The following is a 17335-nucleotide window of genomic DNA, read 5'->3' as shown; positions in this document are numbered from 1 at the left end:
GGTTGCAACGGAATGCAATGGGGTGGAACCGATCGGTCCTGGGGAGCGTCCAATACTGTGAGCGGGCCGCGAATGAGGGGAGTGCTGTGGAAGTGAGGGGGGCAGTGGTCTTGGTCGCGGCCGCGCTGTTGGTTGGGGGTTGTTCCTCGACCGTCGAGGGCGAGGCTTTCCCTGTCGATGTGATTGGGATGTTTGATCCGTGTGAGGTTCTCAGCAATGAGGAATTGGAGAGAGTCGGAGTTGACCCGGCAACAAAAGAGGTTGACATAGTCAACACCCATATCGATGGGTTCAATATATGCAAGTGGGAAGGATCTTGGTTCTTCCTCCGTCTGACTTCCACAACACACTCGCTTGCGGAAGTCGAAGCAAATCCGGTGATGCGCGATCTACATCGAATTCAACTCGCCGGCCGACAGGTCCTGATGTTCCAGGAACACAATGACAAGGCGGACACCGCGTGCAATATCGCCTTCGCGACTGCTCAGTCCACGGCGATGATTCGAGTGGGTGCGAAAGTCGGTGACCAGCGCCCCGAAACTCCGTGTGAACTGGTTGAGCGGGTCGGTCTGACCGTGTTACCGCTGCTTCCCGAATAACGCTCGGAAGAGATTCGACTCGTAGTGAATTGGAGTATGTGATGTCCGGTTTGTATCTGGAGAAGAGGGTCGCAGAGGATCTGGCGAAGGCGTGTGATGATCTAATTTCGCTGTTCAGGTCACTGTCGGACGATGCGAACTATCTCGGGCAAGTGGGAGGCTTCGGCACTCTCGGATCCGCCCGGGCACTGCAGGTTAAGTTCGAGGAAAAGGCGGTTGGCGGCCCGGATGCGCTCGTCGATGTGTTGGCGAGTCATATCGCGGTCGTGGAGGCAATGCAGGCTCAGTTTCAAGCCTGCATCGACAACGCATTCGAGCAGGAGTCGTCGAACGTCTCGACTTTGAGGTCGATCGACCAACCGAACTGAGTCAGTGGATGTGTTGCTGCCAATCGGCCGGGACACGACCCTTAGGCCCTGGGGTCGGCTGATCTACGGGATGTGAAGTGGGCGCCGCCAATTCAGGTCCGTCGTACGCCTCGTTGGTTTCGAAGCTCCAGAACCAATCCTCACCGGGTTCGTAGCTCTGCATGAACGGATGCTTCGTCGAGGCCGCATGCTTGCTTGCGTGCTGTGACGGTGAGGAGTCGCAACACCCCACGTGACCGCATTGCGCGCATCGACGCAGGTGCACCCACCAACCGCCGCTCGCATCGCATTCAACGCATCCCGCGCCACTGGGCGGCACGCTCGGATCGATCCCCGCTGGAAGTCCGTCGGTCATGGTCCACCCTCTCGCTGACTGAAGTCGGTCATTTCATCGTGCGCTTTGCCTACCGGCCGTGCAAGGTGGCTAGTCGTCGCGCGTATCCCGCGGTGGGCCCGCGATGGGCAACAAAACTCTGAACCGGGTGTTACCGGGCTCAGACGTGACCCGTAGCTCACCACGATGCTTGCCGACCACAATTCGCCACGAAATATCAAGGCCGAGACCGGTTCCCTCACCGACAGGCTTAGTCGTGAAGAAGGGTTCGAAGATCCTGTCGATGACGTCATCGGGAATCCCGGCGCCGGTGTCGCAGATCTCGATGCACACGCGGTCGCCATCGCGGCTTGTCCGAACGGTGAGTGTTCCCGATCCGTCCATGGCAGACACCGCATTGTCGATCAGGTTGGTCCACACCTGATTGAGTTCGGCGGCGTAGGCGTCGATCGGAGGCAACGCAAGGTCGTACTCCTTGACGACTTCGATTCCGCTTCCGATCTTTTGCCCCAACATGATCAACGTGCTGTCGAGCAATTCGTGGACATCGATGGTCTGGAAGGGTGCGCGGTCCATCTGAGAATACTGTTTGGCTGCACCGACGAGAGTCGAAATCCTCGTTGTGGAGTCGGCGATCTCGTTCATCAGGAGTTCGGATTCGATGGTGTAATTCAGCCAGCGAATTGCGCCTTCGAGTACGGACTCGTCAACGGCTGCAGCAACGTTCTCGAGCCAAGCGGTGTCGAGTCCAGCCTGCACGAAGGTCGGAGCCAGGTCCCAACCTTCTCGAATCGAATGATCCTCGAACCATTCACCCAACGAATCCTCCCGATCGGAGGCTTCGAGGGGGGTGAGCGTCGGCGCCTTGGCGACAACCTCTGCAACTTCCTCTTGAAGTCGCATGAGAGTGACGAGGGCATCGCGGTCGTAGGTGCCCGAGGCAACCATTCCCAGTTTGTGACGCATGCCTGCGACACGCTCGCGCAAAGACGCGGTCGCTCGAACTGCTGCGGCTGCGGGATTATTGAGCTCGTGAGTCAATCCCGCCGACAGTGATCCAAGCGCCAGCAGTCGTTCTCGTTGGTCGATGATCTGCTGGGTGTTCTTCTTGCCGAAGAAGACACCCTCGAGTAGATGTACCGCCATCGGAAACCACTCGCGCATCGCGTTGCCGAACTTGTCGGCGTCCAGGACGAAGAACGTCGAAGGAGTCGTCACTCGCATCGACCCCGCGTAGACCTGCGGTACCCGATCGCCGAGATACGCCGTCCATCCTCCCGAGTAGACGCCGCGCTGGGTGGTCCTGTTGATCTCGATGTCTTCGCCGCCCGACAGCTTGGACAGCACCACCTCGCCCTCGATGAGGACGTAGAAGCAGGTGGCAGGCTCACCTTCGAGGTAGACCTGACCTCGATCGATCTCGGTGATATGGCCTGCCTGGCAGAGTGATTCGAGCTGATCGTCGGTGAGCTTCTCGAACAGGAACAGGGTGCGAAGCAAGTCTGGGCTGCATTCAGGAATGGACATCGAATCTCCCTATTGTTGAGCGAGATAGCGGTGGACGAACATCACGGCCATCGCGCCCTCTCCGACGGCCGACGCGACGCGCTTGGCCGATTCGGCGTGTACGTCCCCGGCGACAAACACTCCGGGGACACTGGTTTCGAGATGATGTGGTGCGCGGTCGAGCGGCCACCCGTCCGGGGTGACGCCTTCGGACGGAAGGTCCGGGCCGGCAAGAACGAAGCCATTTCCGTCGCGGACCACCACGTCTCCGAGCCAGTCGGTCAGTGGAGCGGCACCGATGAAGATGAACAACCACTGAGCATTGACAGTGTCTTCTTCTCCGGTGGCTCTGTTACGCAGTGTGATTCGTTCGAGGTGATCGTCACCCTCAGCGCCGACTACCTCCGTGCACGTGCGCACGGTGATCTTCGGATTCTTTTCGATCTGCTGAATCAGGTAGTAGGACATCGAGGCTTCGAGCGAGTTGCCGCGAATGAGAATGGTGACGGACCTAGCTCCGCGGGAGAGATAGACCGCAGCTTGCCCTGCCGAATTGGCGCCGCCGACTATGTACACATCCTGCTCGCTGCACCGTGCAGCTTCGGTGACGGCCGATCCGTAGTAAACCCCTCGGCCGGTGTAGGTATCGAGCCCCGGCGCCGACAGTTGGCGATAGGAAACACCGGTCGCCAAGATGACCGAATGGGCGTCGACCGACGAACCGTCGTCGAAACGTACTGTGCGGGCCGAGCCGTTGATTTCCAAACCGGTGACGTCGCGAGCGGTGATGACCTCGGCGCCGAACTTGGTCGCCTGGCGCCTCGCCCGATCGGCCAACTGTGCGCCGGAAACTCCGTCGGGGAAGCCGAGGTAGTTCTCGATTCGTGAACTCTGGCCGGCCTGACCGCCGGTCGCTCGCCGTTCGATGAGGACCGTCCGAAGTCCCTCCGAAGCGCCGTACAGGGCAGCTCCCAGACCCGCAGGGCCGCCGCCGATGACAACGAGATCGTAAAAGTCTTCGGAGAGAGTAGTACTCAACCCGAGTTTGTCGGCGAGTTCGGCGTCAGTGGGCTCGACGAGGACATCCCCATTGGATGCGATGACGACGGGAAGCCGCAGTTCGTCGGTACCGGCAGCCGAGAGCAGTCGTTGGCCTTCCGGCTCGTCCGACATGTACCAGCGATAGGCAAGTTGGTTGCGTGCCAAGAACTCTCGAACGTCGGATGATCGCTCGGACCAACGATGGCCGATCACCTTTGTTTCCTCGGCGGGGTGATGACTCGAGCTTGCCCAGGCATCGAGCAGCGCATCGATGACGGGGTACAGCTTCTCTTCCGGGGGATCCCACGGCTTGAGGAGGTAGTGGTCGAGGTCGACTACGTTGATGGCGTCGATCGCAGCATCAGTATCGGCGTAGGCGGTCAGTAGAACGCGCCGAGCTACGGGATACAGGTCCATTGCCTGTTCGAGGAACTCGATTCCACTCAAACCAGGCATGCGGTAATCGGCGACGATGACAGCGACTGCATCGCCGCGAAGTTTCATTTCACGCAAGGTCTCGAGAGCCTGGTCGCCGGACTCCGCACGAATGATTCGGTACTTCTCTCCGTACCGTTTGCGAAGGTCTCGAACGACGGCACGCGAAACACCAGGATCGTCGTCGACGCTGAGGATCGCTGGTTTGGCCGGGGCTTTCGGTGCGCTCACTCGGTGCCTTCCCGAAGTCGTAGTCAACCTCTCCAGTATGCGACTGCTGAGCTGAGCGTCAATCGCTGAAGATGCGCTCTGAGTGAACCGGCGAACCTGAACTGGGAATTTCAAGATTGCGGGAACCGATCGAGCCTCCGGTGCATCCAATACAGTGGGTCCACATCAACAGGGGGTGTCATGCGGGGGTCGGTGGGGGTTGGGCGACTGCTCATGGCTGGGGTGTTGGTGTGGGCTGCGGCAGGATGCAGCTCAGTCGTGGAGGGGGCGGCTGAGCCTGCATCCGGCCACGAGGGTTTGTTCGATCCATGCAAGGACATTCCGGACTCAGTGTTGGAAGAAGTCGGGCTTGATCCGACTACCGAGGAAGTTGACATCGCCGGCGTCGAGCAACCGGGTTGGAAAATCTGTTCGTGGACTGAGTCCTGGTATTACTTGTCGATTTTTTCGACCGAAAGTTCCATCGAGACCACCAAACAGAATCCGAACTACGTGGGATTCAAGCCCGTGACGATCGGCCAGCGAAACGGCGTCGAGTTCCATCTTCAGGCGGATGCCGACCTTGTCAGATGTTTCGTCGCCTTGCCTGCTGCGCAGGGGGCGATTTGGCTCAGCGTCGATACCAAACTTGCTCTTAAGCCCGAAGGGTCGACATGCGAGCTCACGCAACATTACGCGAACCTCCTCGATCAACGTCTCCCCAGTTAAACACGTGTTCTATCGGCCGAATTGAGGATCTAATGTCTGAGACCCATACCTCTCGAACTCCAAGTGCCCACAGCATTGACCTCGACCCAAATGTTGCAGCACAGCTTGCCGTCGCGTGTGAGGGGCTTCTTGCCGAGTTGCAAGACATGGCAGGCAACTTGAACAGACTTACTGCCTTGGACTGCTTTGGGACACTTCAGTCGGGAAAAGACATGGCTGGCAAGTTTGCGCAAAAGGCCACCGGTGGTGCCGATTCACTCGAAAAGTCTCTTCTCAGTCATGCGCTTGTAATCACCGAGATGCGGGACTTCTTCCAGCAATGCGTCGACCGCTATGGCGAAGTCGACGACTCGAATGCCTCCGCACTGGCAAGCGTCGACACCCCTCGATAGACACAAAAAATCTCGCTGAGCCGATGGCATTCGACTCAGCGAGACTTGGGTAACGACTAGCTGGTGGGCAGGGCCTTCAACGACTTGACGGTGGCGTCGACCGCGCGAGCAGCCTCGGCGCCCTTCTTCACGAAATGCGTGCTGAAGTAGTCGACGTGCTCGGCGTGCTCGTGGAAGTGATGCGGCGTCAAGACCACCGAGAAAACCGGAACGTCGGTGTCGAGCTGCACGCGCATCAGACCGTCGATGACAGCCGTCGCCACGAAGTCATGCCGGTAGATACCGCCGTCGACGACCAGACCTGCGGCAACGATCGCCTGGTAGCGGCCGGTCTTGGCCAACCGCCGGGCGTGCAGCGGGATCTCGAAAGCTCCCGGTACCTCGAAGAAATCAACCGTGTCCTTGGGGTAGCCGAGCTCGACGATCGCGTCGGTGAATCCGTCGCGTGCACGGTCGACGATGTTGCGATGCCACGTCGCCTGAATGAACGCGATGCGCTGTCCCTGGATCTCACTCATAACCATGAAACTAGCGCACTGGGAAGCATCGACGCGACCACCCGTCCTAGTCCTGCTGACGGGGGAAGGCGGTCGAACGACCCCAGCCGGCGTCATTGGTGAGGTGCTCGAGGAGAGGCTGAATTCGATACGGAAGGGGATTGGTCAGAGCGATGGTCGTGGTCGAATGCGTGACGCCTGGAAGTGACACGATCTGCTCGGCCAACTTCTGCAGGGCCGCGTGCGTCGAGGTGGCGACGCGAACGAGCAAATCCTCGCGACCGGTCGTGGCGTGAATTTCGATCACCTCGGGCAACTCGGTCAGACTCCGAGCGACTGCGCTGATCTTGCCCTGCTCGAGTTCCAGACCGACAAATGCCTGAATCGGGATACCGACCTCGGGGAGATTGAGATTCGGCCGAAACCCGGTGAGAAGTCCGTTGGATTCCATGCGCTTCATTCGCGACTGGACGGTGTTGCGGGCGACGCCCAACGAGTTGGCCAACTCGGCCACACTCATCCTCGAGTCCTTGCTGAGCAGACCGAGCAACTGGACGTCGAGCTTGTCGATGCTGAGCACTTTGTGAACCTCTCCTCAGTGATATGAGTCACTGGATGATCGAATTGACTAGTTCAAGAGATTTGCATTGACCAAATCGTAACTCAGGCAGAGCATTGGTTCCACGAATTGCTCAGCGGGATTCTCTTTGGGCTATTTGTCCCCAATAGTACCCAACGGCCAATTCGTCCCAATATTTCGACTGCGCCCCGTTTATCCTTCGGAAAGGTCTATCCCACAATGACTCTCACCGCCGAGCCCGTGAACTCCGTTGTTTCCCATGACGACACTGCGGGCGTGTTCGATCGCGCCGACTACCTGCGCGATTACCCCCACGAGCAGGTGAGCTTCTTCCAGGATCCCGCGAGCGGCCTCAAGGCCATCGTCGCCATCCACTCCACGACGCTCGGTCCCGCGCTCGGCGGAACGCGCTTCTACCCGTACTCCGACGAATCTGCCGCAGTCACAGACGTTTTGCGCCTCTCGCGCGGCATGACCTACAAGGCTGCGGTTGCCGGCGTCGACCTCGGCGGCGGCAAGGCTGTCATCATCGGCGACCCCGCAACGGCCAAGACCGACGAATTGCTCGGCGCCTACGCAAAATTCGTCCAGACCCTCGGTGGCCGCTACATCACCGCTGGTGACGTCGGAACCAACTCCAACGATCTCGACATCATCGGTCGTAACACCGACTTCGTCGTCGGCCGCAACGCCACGGTCGGCGGTTCCGGCGACAGCGCTCCGATGACGGCCCTCGGCGTATTCCAGTCGATGCGCGCCGCGGCACAATCGCATTGGGGCACTCCGTCGCTCGCAGGCAAGACTGTTGGTGTCGAGGGCACAGGCAAGGTCGGCTACGAGCTGATCAAGCTCCTCCTCGCAGACGGCGCAACCGTTCTCGCGACCGACGTCAACGCCGCAGCGCTCGACCGTGTCAAGGCTGACTTCCCGCAGGTGAGCATCGTCGACAGCATCATCGACGCCGATCTCGACGTTTACGCACCCTGCGCGATGGGCGCAACCCTCACAGACACGACCGCACGCTCGATCAAGGCCGAGGTTGTCTGCGGCGCTGCCAACAACCAGCTCACCGTCCCCGAGGTCGAGAACATCCTCCGCGACCGCGGCATCACCTGGACACCTGACTACGTGGCGAACGGCGGCGGCCTCATCCAGGTCGCCGGCGAGCTGAAGGGCAACTCGGCCGAAGAGGTCAAGCTCAAGGTCGAGAAGATCTTCGACACGGTCACCGAGATCTTCGCGAAGTCGAAGAAGGACGGAATCCTCGCCGGAGAGGCTGCTGACGCGGTCGCCGAGGCTCGGATCGCCGAGGCAGCTCGCGTCGCCAAGGGCTGACATCCCTCTCGCAGTCATGTAGCGCGGCCGGTCCCGACTAGTGTGGACACCAGACGAGCAGATTTTGCAGATCTGGACCACATCAGCCGGTAGACCGGCCGCTATGCGTCGGACGCCGGAAGGGCTTACATGACTGAACAATTCGCTGTGTGGACCGAGAACGACGCCGAGCAATCGGCCCGTTGGGGTTCGACGAGCAACGCCCCGGCGCCCAAGCGCATCGTCGTCGCCGACGACACGATGAAGGCCGACGACGCCTATCGCTTGGCATGCGAAGGCACGGCGTTGTTGTGGCGCGGAGATTTTCAGAACGCTCGCCAACTGTCGAAGGCCGTCGCGTCGCGCATCGACCGCAAGCCGCGCCGAGCCTCCGACGATCCCGCCAAAGCCTTCCATCTCCACCGGCAGACCCAAGGACGCCGCGCGCAGATCCTCGGCATGCTGCTAATTCCCTTGGATGCAGATCTGTCGATTCCACTCCGGCGAGCCCCGGACGCGCAAGTCGCGTTGACCGAAGCTTTCGGGATTACCGGTGAGCCTTCGGTTCGCTCGTTGCGTGACATCCTCGGCGCGATCGGCGCTCACGAGTGGCACCGCAAAGGTGTTTTCATCGAGGCTCTCGACGCACGAGTGCATCCCGCCTTCGGAGTGTTCTCACCCGTCCGCGGGGAGTATGTCGATCTTGTCGCGTCTGCGCCAGTGCCGTCGACGGAATCGGCTTTCGACATCGGCACCGGCACCGGCGTTCTTGCTGCCGTACTGGCGCAGCGCGGTGTCAAGGCAGTGACGGCCACCGACCAGGACCCCCGGGCACTGCAATGCGCTCGTAGCAACCTCTCGCGGCTTGGCTACGGCGATCAGGTGACCGTGGTGGAAGCAGACCTCTTTCCCGAAGGCACCGCTCCGTTGGTGGTCTGCAATCCTCCCTGGATTCCGGCCAAGGCCACCTCGCCCATCGAATACGCCGTCTACGACCCCGCTGGAGCGATGCTGAAGGGCTTCCTGACTGGTGTCGCAGCGCATCTGGACGACGCGGGAGAAGCGTGGCTGATCCTCTCGGACATTGCCGAACACCTCGGTCTCCGAACGCGATCCGAACTGCACGATCTGATTGCGGCCGGTGGGCTCACTGTTGTCGATCGCATGGACGTCAAACCGACGCACGCAAAGGTCAGTGACCGAACCGATGCGCTTCACGCCGCCCGGGCACGTGAAACGACGTCGCTGTGGCGGCTTCGCCGTCGCTGAATTCATTCTCAGTCAACGGTATTTTCCTGCCATGAAATGGTAATGAACGAGTAACAAATCGGGTCTAGCTTTCTTCGCAGTCGCACATCGTCACGCACTCCGGAGGAATCTCGATGGAATACACTCTTGCCCGCAACGCAGCCGAAGACCTGACGAAAGGTCTTGGCCGACGCGGATTCATGAGGGCAGTCGCTGCCCTCGGTGCGGGCGTAGGAGTTGCCGGTGTGGCTTCGGGATGCGCGCACTCGAACGCGTCACCGGCTGGGTCGTCCTCCTCTGCACTACCGTTCGCCGATGGCATTCCGATTCTGCAGCCGGGCAGCGGAAACGTCAGTGGCGATCACTATCTGAGTTCGGATCCGTCGGACGTCATGTGGGGTTATGTGCCCAACATCCACACCCGCGAGGTGATGCGGATGAAGTCGGGCCAGACCGTCACGATCGACGCCCTCTCGCACGAGGGAATTCTCGAGGATCAAGGGCGCAATCCTCTCGAATACTTCGGTAGCAAAGGCGTTTCCGAGAAGGACGTGCTCGAGGATGCGATTGCCGTTGCGGCCGAATACAACCGAACCGAACGAAACTTCGACAAGGACGGACCGCACGTCGTCACCGGCCCGGTCTTCGTCGAAGGCGCCCAGCCTGGAGACGTACTCAAGATCGAGACTCTCGAAGCCATTCCCCGCGTGCCGTACGGCGTTGTGTCGAGCAGACACGGCAAGGGCGCTCTCGCCGTCACAGCAGACGGAACCGCTCCAGCGGGAATCACTCTGGACGAAGTCATGCCGCCGGTCGCCACAGACGGGCGCGCAACAAAGGACCCGTTGAAGTACGGCGGTGTTTCCACTTTCACGGCGATCGAAGACGGCAAGGGCGTGATGCCTTTCGGACAGTCGAAGGTGCGGTTTCCCCTGCGGCCCTTCATGGGAATGATGGGAGTTGCCTATTCTGCGGATGCAGACCCGACATCCCCGTCGTCGAACTCCATTCCTCCGACCCTGGGCGGCGGAAACATCGACATCAGGCATCTCGGTGTCGGATCAACCTTCTATTTGCCGGTATTCGCTGAAGGCGCCCTCTTCTACGTCGGTGACCCCCACATGGCCATGGGCGACGGCGAGGCAGCGCTGACGGCGATGGAAGGTTCGCTGCGCGGCACGTTCCGACTAAGCGTGTGCAAGAAGAACTCCGGTGAGGCTCCATCGGTGGCTTTCGGATACCCGTTCGCCGAGACCGAGGAGGCCTGGATTCCGATCGGCCTGTCCGACCCCAACGGTTCGGTCGATGGGCAGAACAGTGACCTCAACGGTGCCATGCGGCGCGCGGTGGTCAACGCGCTCGACTTCCTCGAGCATGATCGCGGAATGGATCGAGCGACGGCCTACGCCTATCTTTCTGCCGCAGCCGATTTCACGGTCTCGCAGGTTGTCGATCGAACCGTGGGCGTCCACGGACAGATCTTCAAATCCCACTTCGAATAGCGGGAAAGGCGATCCGTGTTGTCAGGACGGATCGTCGAAGAGGCTCTGTTGCAAGGGATCGGCGAACAAGCCCATTTGCTCAGGTTGCGGCTTTGCCGGCGTCTCGGTTCGAGAATTGGGTAGGACCACCAGTCGCAAGGCCCCTCGCAGACGGTCGACCATGAGTTCCCACCCGCCGACCTGATCCTCGTATCCCGCAGCCTCTTCGGCGTCTCCGCGACTGTGGGCGTCCACAGCCTGACTACGCAGCTGAATCTGCCATTCGTTGCTGATGTGGAGGAGCTGAAGAATCAGATCGCGATCACGACCACAGACATCGGCTACCGCGTCGAGATCCTCGGCCACGTCCAGATCGAGGTGCAGCAGGGTCTCGAGTTCGGGAGGCAGGTCCTCGGCCGTCAGATCGGGCTGCAGCGAGGAGGAGTCACCGCTCTTGCTCGCGAAGAAGAGGTCTCCGCCGACGCGTGCGGCGAACTCGTCGTCCACGGTACGCAGGAACGACGTCAGGGCGGCGCACGTATCGGTGAGTTGCTTGGGAACGAATGGCGAACCCGCCACCTCGAGGAACACCGACAGACGGTCGTCGATCAAGACGAACTTGATGCGCGACCACTTGCGGTTGAGATCGGCGATGACCTCGGCTGCACGAGTGCGGTTGCTGATGTCCTGAACGAGTGGGGAGAACAACTGCACGTCCATGGACTCGGAAAGCGGACCGACGAACATGACAGTCGAACCGACACGAATGGGTATGTCGCCGTCGCTGTCTCGCTCGGGAAGAGTGCCGAGCATGGGAAGCAAAGCGAGAGTGACCAACTCCTTGAGGTGGTCGATGTCGTTGGGCATGTAGGCCGCGGTGGGGTCGAGTGTCGGAAGTTCTGTCGACTCGACGACCGACGGATCGAAATCCGGAGTCTGCTCGTTGCCGGTGAGATCGCTGGATAGAAAAGCCGGGTGGTGCACACCGAACACATCACGGAATGCAGCGACAGTCATCGCTGCGAGCTGATCGGCCCAGTTCTGCGCCTTGTCGACGCAGAAGGCGGGGGAGTTGTTCGGATCCTCCAGATTCTCGGAAGGCGGATTCCAGCCGAGTGCGATCAACTTTTGTTCGTCGGCATCTTCGAGTCGATAGCGCGGATGAAGGAAGTCGTTGGAAGGAACCTCGCAGCGGACTGTGTTCTCGTCCCACACGAGGAACTGAACGCATGGCGCTGCGCCGTCAGCTGGATCGAAGTCGCCGGTGGACGATTCCACGGCAAGAACGTCGCCGTCGACCATGATGGAAATGTGATCGCCGAGGCGACGTTGAAATTCTGCCCACGCCCGGTCGACACTGACATCGAGATCGAAGCCCATTGCGCTCATCAGCCACCTCCTTCCGCAAAAGCTCAGACCTATACGGTATCGCGAGGCTCCGACAATGCTGCTGTCCTTTTCCGGTCGACCGGATTGCAGCGGACCACGAACCGTGACGACGAGGAAGGTAGTCGCAGGTAGATCGGTTATTCGAGAGCGGCGACTGAAGTGTGCCTGTAACCGCCGTCACGCCAGGCGGTGTGCGGGCGAAAGGGCGAGGGTTATCCGGCGAGAACGGGCGAGACCTCGACGACGGGCGGCGTGGATCCGGTCGTGACAACGGGGGTGGTGCTGGTCTTGGTGGTTGTGGCCGTCGCGGTCGGTGACGAGGTCGCGGTAGCCGACGCAGTTGTCGTGGATGAGACGGGTGTTGTCGTACTGGTGGCCGTCGTAGTCGAGGTGGCGGAGCTCGTGCTTGTCGCGGTCACCACAAGCGGCTGATTACGAGGAGCAGTCGTCTCGTCGGCGATTCGCCAGGTCGGCGTCGGCGGGATGACAACCGTGGGGACTGCAACCGAGCTGTAGAACGCGGCCGGTTCGATCCCGGTGACGGACTCCACGGAAACCGACGAGACCAGAGTGGGAGGCTTCACCACAGGGCCGCCGGCACCGAATGCGCCGGCTGCTCCGCCGAAAACGAGGCCTGATGTCAGAGAAAGAGCGGCCACTGCGACAGCGCCGATCATGACTGTTCTGTCTTTCATGCACACCTGTCCTTCGGGAGCAGTACGGAAGTACTGTAGGCGAAAAGATGCCGCAATGGAGTATCAGGGTCTGCTGGGCGGGACGCGAATCTGTGTGGCGTAGAACACAAAAGGCCCTGGGTGCCGACGCGGACGTCGGCACCCAGGGCCAGGTCAAGCAGTGAATCAGGCGGGGATCGTCAGTACCTGACCGGCGTTGATGAGATCCGGGTTCGGGATGCCGTTTGCATCCGCGATGCGCTGGTACTGGTTGCCGTCACCGTAGAAACGCTCTGCGATCGCCCACAGGGTGTCGCCGCTTTCGACGGTGTAGCTCTGCGCTGCCGGAGCGGCGGGGGCAGGCTCGGGCTCGGGTGCCGGAGCGGGCTCCGGGGCAGCCTCGGCGGCCGGCGCTGCGATTGCAGTGTCCGAAGACCACAGAGCATTTCCGCCGACGGACAGAACGACGTTGCGATCGTCCTGAACCGAGAGGGAGGCACCGTCGTTGCCTGCGGTCTGCGATGCCCACACGGCGTCGGAGTCCTTGTAGATGACGAAGTTTCCGTCAGCCTGCACCTCGGCGCGGTTGGCGCCGGATCCGTTGGTGCCTGCGGCCCAAACAGCCTGTCCGCCCTCGGACAGAACCAGGTTGCCGTCGTCCTGCAAGGTGAGGGTGTATGCGCCGTTGTCGGACTTGAGTTCCTGGCCGACTCCGAGGCTCTGACCTGACTGCAGTGTGCTCACGCTGTCCCTTTCCAAATCTGTTGCGATGACTGTGCCTCCACGATTCCGCTTTACCGTCCAGTTACCTTCTGGCCGTTGGTCTCGTAGGCGACCGAGTGTACGTTACCGAAGAGTACAGAGAATTGTGCAGCGTTGGCGGATTGCGTGTCGAGCGTTCGGATCTTGCTGATATTAAGGCGTTTTGGGCGAACGCGCCGCGACATCCTACGCGAAGTTGCACCGTTGCGATGCACTTTCTCTTGAACGGCAGGTGAAATCGGCGCGCTCTCAGCGCATTGTCAGTAACCGCTAGGGGTGTAGCGACTTGCGCGTCTCGTCGTGGAGTACGGCAAGCAGTTCACGCTCGACGTCGGCGAACTCGGGCGAGGTGATCATGTCCAGTTCGCGTGGCCTCGGCAAGGGAACGTCGACGACGCACCTGACCGTTGCCGGCCTCGCCGACAGAACGACCACGCGATCGGACAGATAGATCGCTTCACGAATATCGTGGGTGATCATCAGCACGGTCCACCGGTACTGCTGCCACACGTCTTGTAGCCAGGCCTGCATCTCGGTGCGGGTCAACGAGTCCAGTGCGCCGAACGGCTCGTCGAGCAGCAGGACAGGTTTGCCCTGAACAACGGTGCGCAGCATCGCCGCTCGCTGGCGCATGCCGCCGGACAGTTGTGACGGCCGGGCGTCCTCGAATCCGGACAGTCCGAACGCCGGGAACAACTCGCGAGCGCGCTCGCGTGCTTCCTTCTTGCCGACTCCCTGCACTTCCAAACCGAGGGCCGTGTTGTCCAGTACCGAACGCCAAGGGAACAGAAGATCTTTCTGCGGCATGTACGCGGTATGCACCTCGGTGGCTGGTTCGGATTCCGTTGCGCGCGTGCCCACACGGACCGAACCCGCGGTCGGGGATTCGAGCCCGGCCAGGACGTTGAAGATCGTGCTCTTGCCGCAGCCGCTCGGCCCGATCACCGACACGAATTCGCCCGCGTCGGCACCAAAGGACACCGAATCGAGCACGAGACGCGATTCTCCGGCCGTGTCGAACCTCTTGGTCAGGTCCTGGATTTCGACCATTGCATCCTCGACCATCGGGTCAGTCATGTCCGCGACCTTTCGTTCATCGCCCATGGTGCAACGATGCGCTCGATGGCGAACGTCAGCAAGTACAGCGTGACACTGATCAACGCGGTCACCAGTACGGCCGCCAACACCAGGTCGGTGCGGAAGGAGTTCTTCTGGGTGCTCATGTAGATACCCAAACCGGAAGTAGCGCCGACGTATTCGGAGAACACCGCACCCACGACCGCATACGTGATGCCGATGCGCAGGGCAGTGAAGAATCGCGGAATTGCCGAAGGAAGGCGAACGTATCGGAACTCCTGCCAGCGAGTGCTGCCCATACTGCGCAGGAGAGCGCCCGCTTCCCGATCGGCCGCGGCAAATCCCTCGATGAGTCCGATGGTCATGGGGAAGAACGTCGCAAGGGCGATCACCAACACCTTCGGCAACAACCCGAAGCCGAACCAGATGATCATCAGCGGCGCGATGGCGATGATCGGCAGCGTCTGCGAGACGACAAAAAGTGGTACCAGCGCGCGTGACAACCACGGCGAAAAGTCCACGACCACAGCAAGAATCCAGGCCAACACCAATGAAACAGTGAAGCCGACCAACGTGACCTGCAATGTCGACCAGGCGTGGCCGGAGATGATCTCGCGGTTGTCCCACCCCTGGGACAGAACGCGCCCCGGAGACGGAAGTACTTGCGGCCGAATCCCACTGATCTCGACGTAGATCTGCCACGCCGCCACGAGGAGCACCACCACGGCGAGCGCGGGAAGCGCCCGCCGCATGGTCGAGACCAACCGTCCGCTCACGTCAGGACGCGTCGAGATACTCATTGGTGAAGTACTCCGACCAGTCCGGCTTCTGGGTCAACGGCTTCCCGTCGGGTCCGGCGAGCAATCCGTTCTCGAAGAGGAATCCCGAGTAGCCCGACCAGGTTTCGAGATTCTGGGCGCCCACAACGCCGTTGGCGTCTTTCATGTAGTCGGCGGCGAGCATCCGCTGACTCTCACGCACGAGGTCTTCGTCGGTGAATGCTCCGGGGTTCGCGTCGATGAGATCCTGCGCGGCCTGGTCCGGGTTGTCGGCAGCAGTCTGATATCCGCGCTGAACGGCTTTGACGAACTTGCGTGCCTCGTCGGGATGGTCCTTCAACCACTGCTGGTTGCCGTTGATCACGATCGAATATGCATCGGGGAAGCCGTAATCGGTGTACTGGAAGTACCGCATCGGAGTTCCGTTTCGCTCCGCTTCGAGGCCTTCCCAAGCAAAGTAGGAGACGGTGAAGTCTGCCTGGCCCGAGTACACGGCTTCGTACGCGGAAGTTCCGAGCGTGACCGTCGTGAAGTTCCCGGTCCCGCCGTCGTTGCGGATGATCTGCTGCAGCGTTTCGACTTCGCCGGGATCGCCGAACCCGGCGTACGTCTTCCCGTCGAGATCACGTGGGCGCGTGATGTCCGCACGATCCGCCTTCACGCCGATGCCGGTGGCGCGGTGCTGAAGTGGCGCGATGACGGATGTCGTGGCGGCGCCGGCTGCACGGGCGAACGTGGCCTGACTCTGTGTGCTGATGCCGAACTCGGCATTGCCGGCATCGACCAGGGTGTCGGGCGAGGTGTTGTTGTACGGCAGGATCGAGACGTCCAGGCCGGCGTCCTCGAAGTAGCCCTCTTGGAGTGCTACGTACAAACCGGTGTGGTTCGTGTTCGGTGTCCAGTCGAGTGCGAACCGAATGGTCCCGTCGGAAGAGCCGGTGTCAGAGGCGCATCCGGTCAGAACTGTGAACGCGGCTGCGATCGCGGCAGACGTGGCAAGCGTGCGGCGCAGCGCCGCAAACGACATCACGACGCCGGCCAAGGCTGCTGGTGGAGTGCGGAATCCCAGAACATCAGCTCATAGCGGCTGGCGATGCGGAATGCTTCACTCATCGCCTCACGCTCTGTCTCGGTGGCAGCTTCGGCCGCAGCATCGACCAGCACGCGGGCCTGCGCCACCGACTCGTGGAATTCGGGTGCGTCGTAGGTCGTGACCCACTGTGCGTACGGATGCGACGGATCGGCGTCGAGTACCTCGCGCGCTGAAGCGGCAAGATCGCGGCCGACCTCGGCGTAGATCCAGAAGCAGGGGAGTACTGCCGCGGCGGAGACCGGGTAAGGCGCAGTTGCTGCAGTCGCCGTCAGATACGAGACGTATCCCAGGCAGGCCTGCGAATGCTCGAGCCTTCCCGATCCCGCTGGAAGAATTCCACCGGTGAGAAGTCCGTCGTGAAGCGCAGATTCCACTGTCGCTGCCGTCGACGCGGAATTCGACCAGAAGCCCGCGGACTGCGGATCCGGGGCGTGGGCCGCGACCAGGGACAACGCTTTCGAATATCCCTCGAGATAAAGCTTGTCCTGCTCGATGTACGTGCGGAACGCGTCGAGAGGCAATGTTCCGTCGCCGAGGCGGCGGAGGAACTCCAGTGAGTCGATCGACTCGCGGAGGGCCTTCGTCTCGGCCCAGAGTCGATCTGTGAACCGATCCGTCGACGGCGCTGTGGCCACCGAGTTTTCGGCAGAATTGTATGCAGGCTGCGTAGTAGCCATGACATCCCTTCGTCAGCATTACCTGATCAGGTTCCCGGGTGTGTTCTCAGCCCCGCCCATGCGGAGCACCCCGTGTCAGAACTAGGCGACCTTAACACCGAGGGGTTGTGTACTCGGCGCACACCCGTCCGAGATTGGTAGGTTTGGTCT

The 17335-nt window shown here is 61.1% G+C and carries 19 protein-coding genes and 1 riboswitch; of the genes, 7 read left to right on the top strand and 12 right to left on the bottom strand.

The window, feature by feature from the left end; translation table 11 throughout:
- Positions 1 to 104: 104 nt before the first annotated feature.
- A complete protein-coding gene (locus tag M0639_RS19460) occupies positions 105 to 599 on the top strand; it encodes a DUF3558 family protein (RefSeq protein ID WP_003941299.1) in 495 nt (164 codons plus the stop codon).
- 41 nt (positions 600 to 640) lie between these two features.
- Complete coding sequence (locus M0639_RS19455; RefSeq protein WP_003941339.1) at positions 641 to 967, top strand: hypothetical protein; 327 nt, start codon at positions 641 to 643, stop codon at positions 965 to 967.
- 1 nt (position 968) lies between these two features.
- Here M0639_RS19455 and M0639_RS19450 read toward each other — a convergent pair whose 3' ends face one another.
- The 3 genes from M0639_RS19450 to M0639_RS19440 all read right to left on the bottom strand — a co-directional run bounded on the left by M0639_RS19450 (position 969) and on the right by M0639_RS19440 (position 4514).
- A complete protein-coding gene (locus M0639_RS19450) occupies positions 969 to 1322 on the bottom strand; it encodes a UBP-type zinc finger domain-containing protein (protein WP_003941317.1) in 354 nt (117 codons plus the stop codon).
- A 69-nt stretch (positions 1323 to 1391) separates the two neighbouring features.
- Complete coding sequence (locus M0639_RS19445; RefSeq protein ID WP_003941311.1) at positions 1392 to 2828, bottom strand: ATP-binding protein; 1437 nt, start codon at positions 2826 to 2828, stop codon at positions 1392 to 1394.
- Between the two features lie 9 nt (positions 2829 to 2837).
- Positions 2838 to 4514 (bottom strand): NAD(P)/FAD-dependent oxidoreductase, encoded by a 1677-nt coding sequence (locus tag M0639_RS19440; protein ID WP_003941369.1) that lies wholly within the window; start codon positions 4512 to 4514, stop codon positions 2838 to 2840.
- A 213-nt stretch (positions 4515 to 4727) separates the two neighbouring features.
- Here M0639_RS19440 and M0639_RS19435 point away from each other — a divergent pair, with 213 nt between their 5' ends.
- Positions 4728 to 5222 carry a DUF3558 domain-containing protein gene (locus tag M0639_RS19435; RefSeq protein ID WP_082893221.1) on the top strand — a complete coding sequence of 165 codons (495 nt, stop codon included), beginning with the start codon at positions 4728 to 4730 and terminating at the stop codon, positions 5220 to 5222.
- A 212-nt stretch (positions 5223 to 5434) separates the two neighbouring features.
- Complete coding sequence (locus M0639_RS19430; RefSeq protein WP_248671209.1) at positions 5435 to 5614, top strand: hypothetical protein; 180 nt, start codon at positions 5435 to 5437, stop codon at positions 5612 to 5614.
- Between the two features lie 56 nt (positions 5615 to 5670).
- On the opposite strand, the gene M0639_RS19425 is transcribed toward M0639_RS19430, so the two are convergent.
- Together M0639_RS19425 and M0639_RS19420 are read right to left on the bottom strand one after the other, a co-directional pair.
- Positions 5671 to 6132: a 6,7-dimethyl-8-ribityllumazine synthase gene (locus M0639_RS19425; protein ID WP_003941401.1), complete on the bottom strand. Its 462-nt coding sequence runs from the start codon at positions 6130 to 6132 to the stop codon at positions 5671 to 5673.
- A 46-nt stretch (positions 6133 to 6178) separates the two neighbouring features.
- Entirely contained in the window at positions 6179 to 6691 is a 513-nt protein-coding gene (locus M0639_RS19420; protein WP_003941343.1) for an Lrp/AsnC family transcriptional regulator, read from the bottom strand.
- A 219-nt stretch (positions 6692 to 6910) separates the two neighbouring features.
- On the opposite strand from M0639_RS19420, the gene M0639_RS19415 reads away from it, so the two are divergent.
- The 3 genes from M0639_RS19415 (at position 6911) to M0639_RS19405 (ending at position 10755) form a co-directional block, all read left to right on the top strand.
- Positions 6911 to 8026 carry a Glu/Leu/Phe/Val family dehydrogenase gene (locus M0639_RS19415; RefSeq protein ID WP_003941274.1) on the top strand — a complete coding sequence of 372 codons (1116 nt, stop codon included), beginning with the start codon at positions 6911 to 6913 and terminating at the stop codon, positions 8024 to 8026.
- Positions 8027 to 8155: 129 nt separating this feature from the next.
- A complete protein-coding gene (locus M0639_RS19410; protein WP_064074719.1) occupies positions 8156 to 9274 on the top strand; it encodes a methyltransferase in 1119 nt (372 codons plus the stop codon).
- A 113-nt stretch (positions 9275 to 9387) separates the two neighbouring features.
- On the top strand, positions 9388 to 10755 hold the full coding sequence (locus tag M0639_RS19405) for an acetamidase/formamidase family protein (RefSeq protein WP_058227701.1): 1368 nt from the start codon (positions 9388 to 9390) through the stop codon (positions 10753 to 10755).
- A gap of 21 nt (positions 10756 to 10776) precedes the next feature.
- Here M0639_RS19405 and M0639_RS19400 read toward each other — a convergent pair whose 3' ends face one another.
- From M0639_RS19400 to M0639_RS19370, 7 genes are all read right to left on the bottom strand, one after another.
- Positions 10777 to 12123 (bottom strand): T3SS (YopN, CesT) and YbjN peptide-binding chaperone 1, encoded by a 1347-nt coding sequence (locus M0639_RS19400; RefSeq protein ID WP_007726081.1) that lies wholly within the window; start codon positions 12121 to 12123, stop codon positions 10777 to 10779.
- Positions 12124 to 12335: 212 nt separating this feature from the next.
- On the bottom strand, positions 12336 to 12818 hold the full coding sequence (locus M0639_RS19395; RefSeq protein WP_064074720.1) for a hypothetical protein: 483 nt from the start codon (positions 12816 to 12818) through the stop codon (positions 12336 to 12338).
- A 165-nt stretch (positions 12819 to 12983) separates the two neighbouring features.
- A complete protein-coding gene (locus M0639_RS19390; protein ID WP_030536825.1) occupies positions 12984 to 13541 on the bottom strand; it encodes a LysM peptidoglycan-binding domain-containing protein in 558 nt (185 codons plus the stop codon).
- 288 nt (positions 13542 to 13829) lie between these two features.
- A complete protein-coding gene (locus M0639_RS19385; RefSeq protein WP_030536826.1) occupies positions 13830 to 14624 on the bottom strand; it encodes an ABC transporter ATP-binding protein in 795 nt (264 codons plus the stop codon).
- An 8-nt stretch (positions 14625 to 14632) separates the two neighbouring features.
- A complete protein-coding gene (locus tag M0639_RS19380) occupies positions 14633 to 15436 on the bottom strand; it encodes an ABC transporter permease (protein ID WP_003941393.1) in 804 nt (267 codons plus the stop codon).
- The gene (locus M0639_RS19375) at positions 15414 to 16442 is read right to left on the bottom strand and encodes an ABC transporter substrate-binding protein (protein WP_030536827.1); all 1029 of its coding nucleotides are present in this window, start codon (positions 16440 to 16442) and stop codon (positions 15414 to 15416) included. Before M0639_RS19375 ends, M0639_RS19380 begins: the two co-directional genes overlap by 23 nt.
- Positions 16442 to 17185, bottom strand: a complete 744-nt coding sequence (locus tag M0639_RS19370) for a TenA family protein (protein ID WP_007726090.1) — start codon at positions 17183 to 17185, stop codon at positions 16442 to 16444. The genes M0639_RS19375 and M0639_RS19370 overlap by 1 nt, the downstream gene beginning before the upstream one ends.
- Positions 17173 to 17268, bottom strand: a riboswitch (TPP riboswitch). It overlaps the preceding gene by 13 nt.
- Positions 17269 to 17335: the final 67 nt, after the last annotated feature.

The organism is Rhodococcus qingshengii JCM 15477 (assembly GCF_023221595.1).
Lineage (GTDB): Bacteria > Actinomycetota > Actinomycetes > Mycobacteriales > Mycobacteriaceae > Rhodococcus_F > Rhodococcus_F qingshengii.
This window is presented reverse-complemented; position numbering and strand designations above follow the sequence as displayed.

Bases quoted from the DNA above. Each gene is read 5' to 3' on its own strand.
- M0639_RS19445 (WP_003941311.1), bottom strand. From the start codon at position 2,828: ATGTCCATTCCTGAATGCAGCCCAGACTTGCTTCGCACCCTGTTCCTG.
- M0639_RS19425 (WP_003941401.1), bottom strand. From the start codon at position 6,132: ATGAGTGAGATCCAGGGACAGCGCATCGCGTTCATTCAGGCGACGTGG.
- M0639_RS19455 (WP_003941339.1), top strand. From the start codon at position 641: ATGTCCGGTTTGTATCTGGAGAAGAGGGTCGCAGAGGATCTGGCGAAG.
- M0639_RS19400 (WP_007726081.1), bottom strand. From the start codon at position 12,123: ATGAGCGCAATGGGCTTCGATCTCGATGTCAGTGTCGACCGGGCGTGG.
- M0639_RS19385 (WP_030536826.1), bottom strand. From the start codon at position 14,624: ATGGTCGAGGATGCAATGGTCGAAATCCAGGACCTGACCAAGAGGTTC.
- M0639_RS19380 (WP_003941393.1), bottom strand. From the start codon at position 15,436: ATGAGTATCTCGACGCGTCCTGACGTGAGCGGACGGTTGGTCTCGACC.
- M0639_RS19395 (WP_064074720.1), bottom strand. From the start codon at position 12,818: ATGAAAGACAGAACAGTCATGATCGGCGCTGTCGCAGTGGCCGCTCTT.
- M0639_RS19430 (WP_248671209.1), top strand. From the start codon at position 5,435: ATGGCTGGCAAGTTTGCGCAAAAGGCCACCGGTGGTGCCGATTCACTC.
- M0639_RS19415 (WP_003941274.1), top strand. From the start codon at position 6,911: ATGACTCTCACCGCCGAGCCCGTGAACTCCGTTGTTTCCCATGACGAC.
- M0639_RS19435 (WP_082893221.1), top strand. From the start codon at position 4,728: ATGGCTGGGGTGTTGGTGTGGGCTGCGGCAGGATGCAGCTCAGTCGTG.
- M0639_RS19370 (WP_007726090.1), bottom strand. From the start codon at position 17,185: ATGGCTACTACGCAGCCTGCATACAATTCTGCCGAAAACTCGGTGGCC.
- M0639_RS19375 (WP_030536827.1), bottom strand. From the start codon at position 16,442: ATGTCGTTTGCGGCGCTGCGCCGCACGCTTGCCACGTCTGCCGCGATC.
- M0639_RS19405 (WP_058227701.1), top strand. From the start codon at position 9,388: ATGGAATACACTCTTGCCCGCAACGCAGCCGAAGACCTGACGAAAGGT.
- M0639_RS19450 (WP_003941317.1), bottom strand. From the start codon at position 1,322: ATGACCGACGGACTTCCAGCGGGGATCGATCCGAGCGTGCCGCCCAGT.
- M0639_RS19410 (WP_064074719.1), top strand. From the start codon at position 8,156: ATGACTGAACAATTCGCTGTGTGGACCGAGAACGACGCCGAGCAATCG.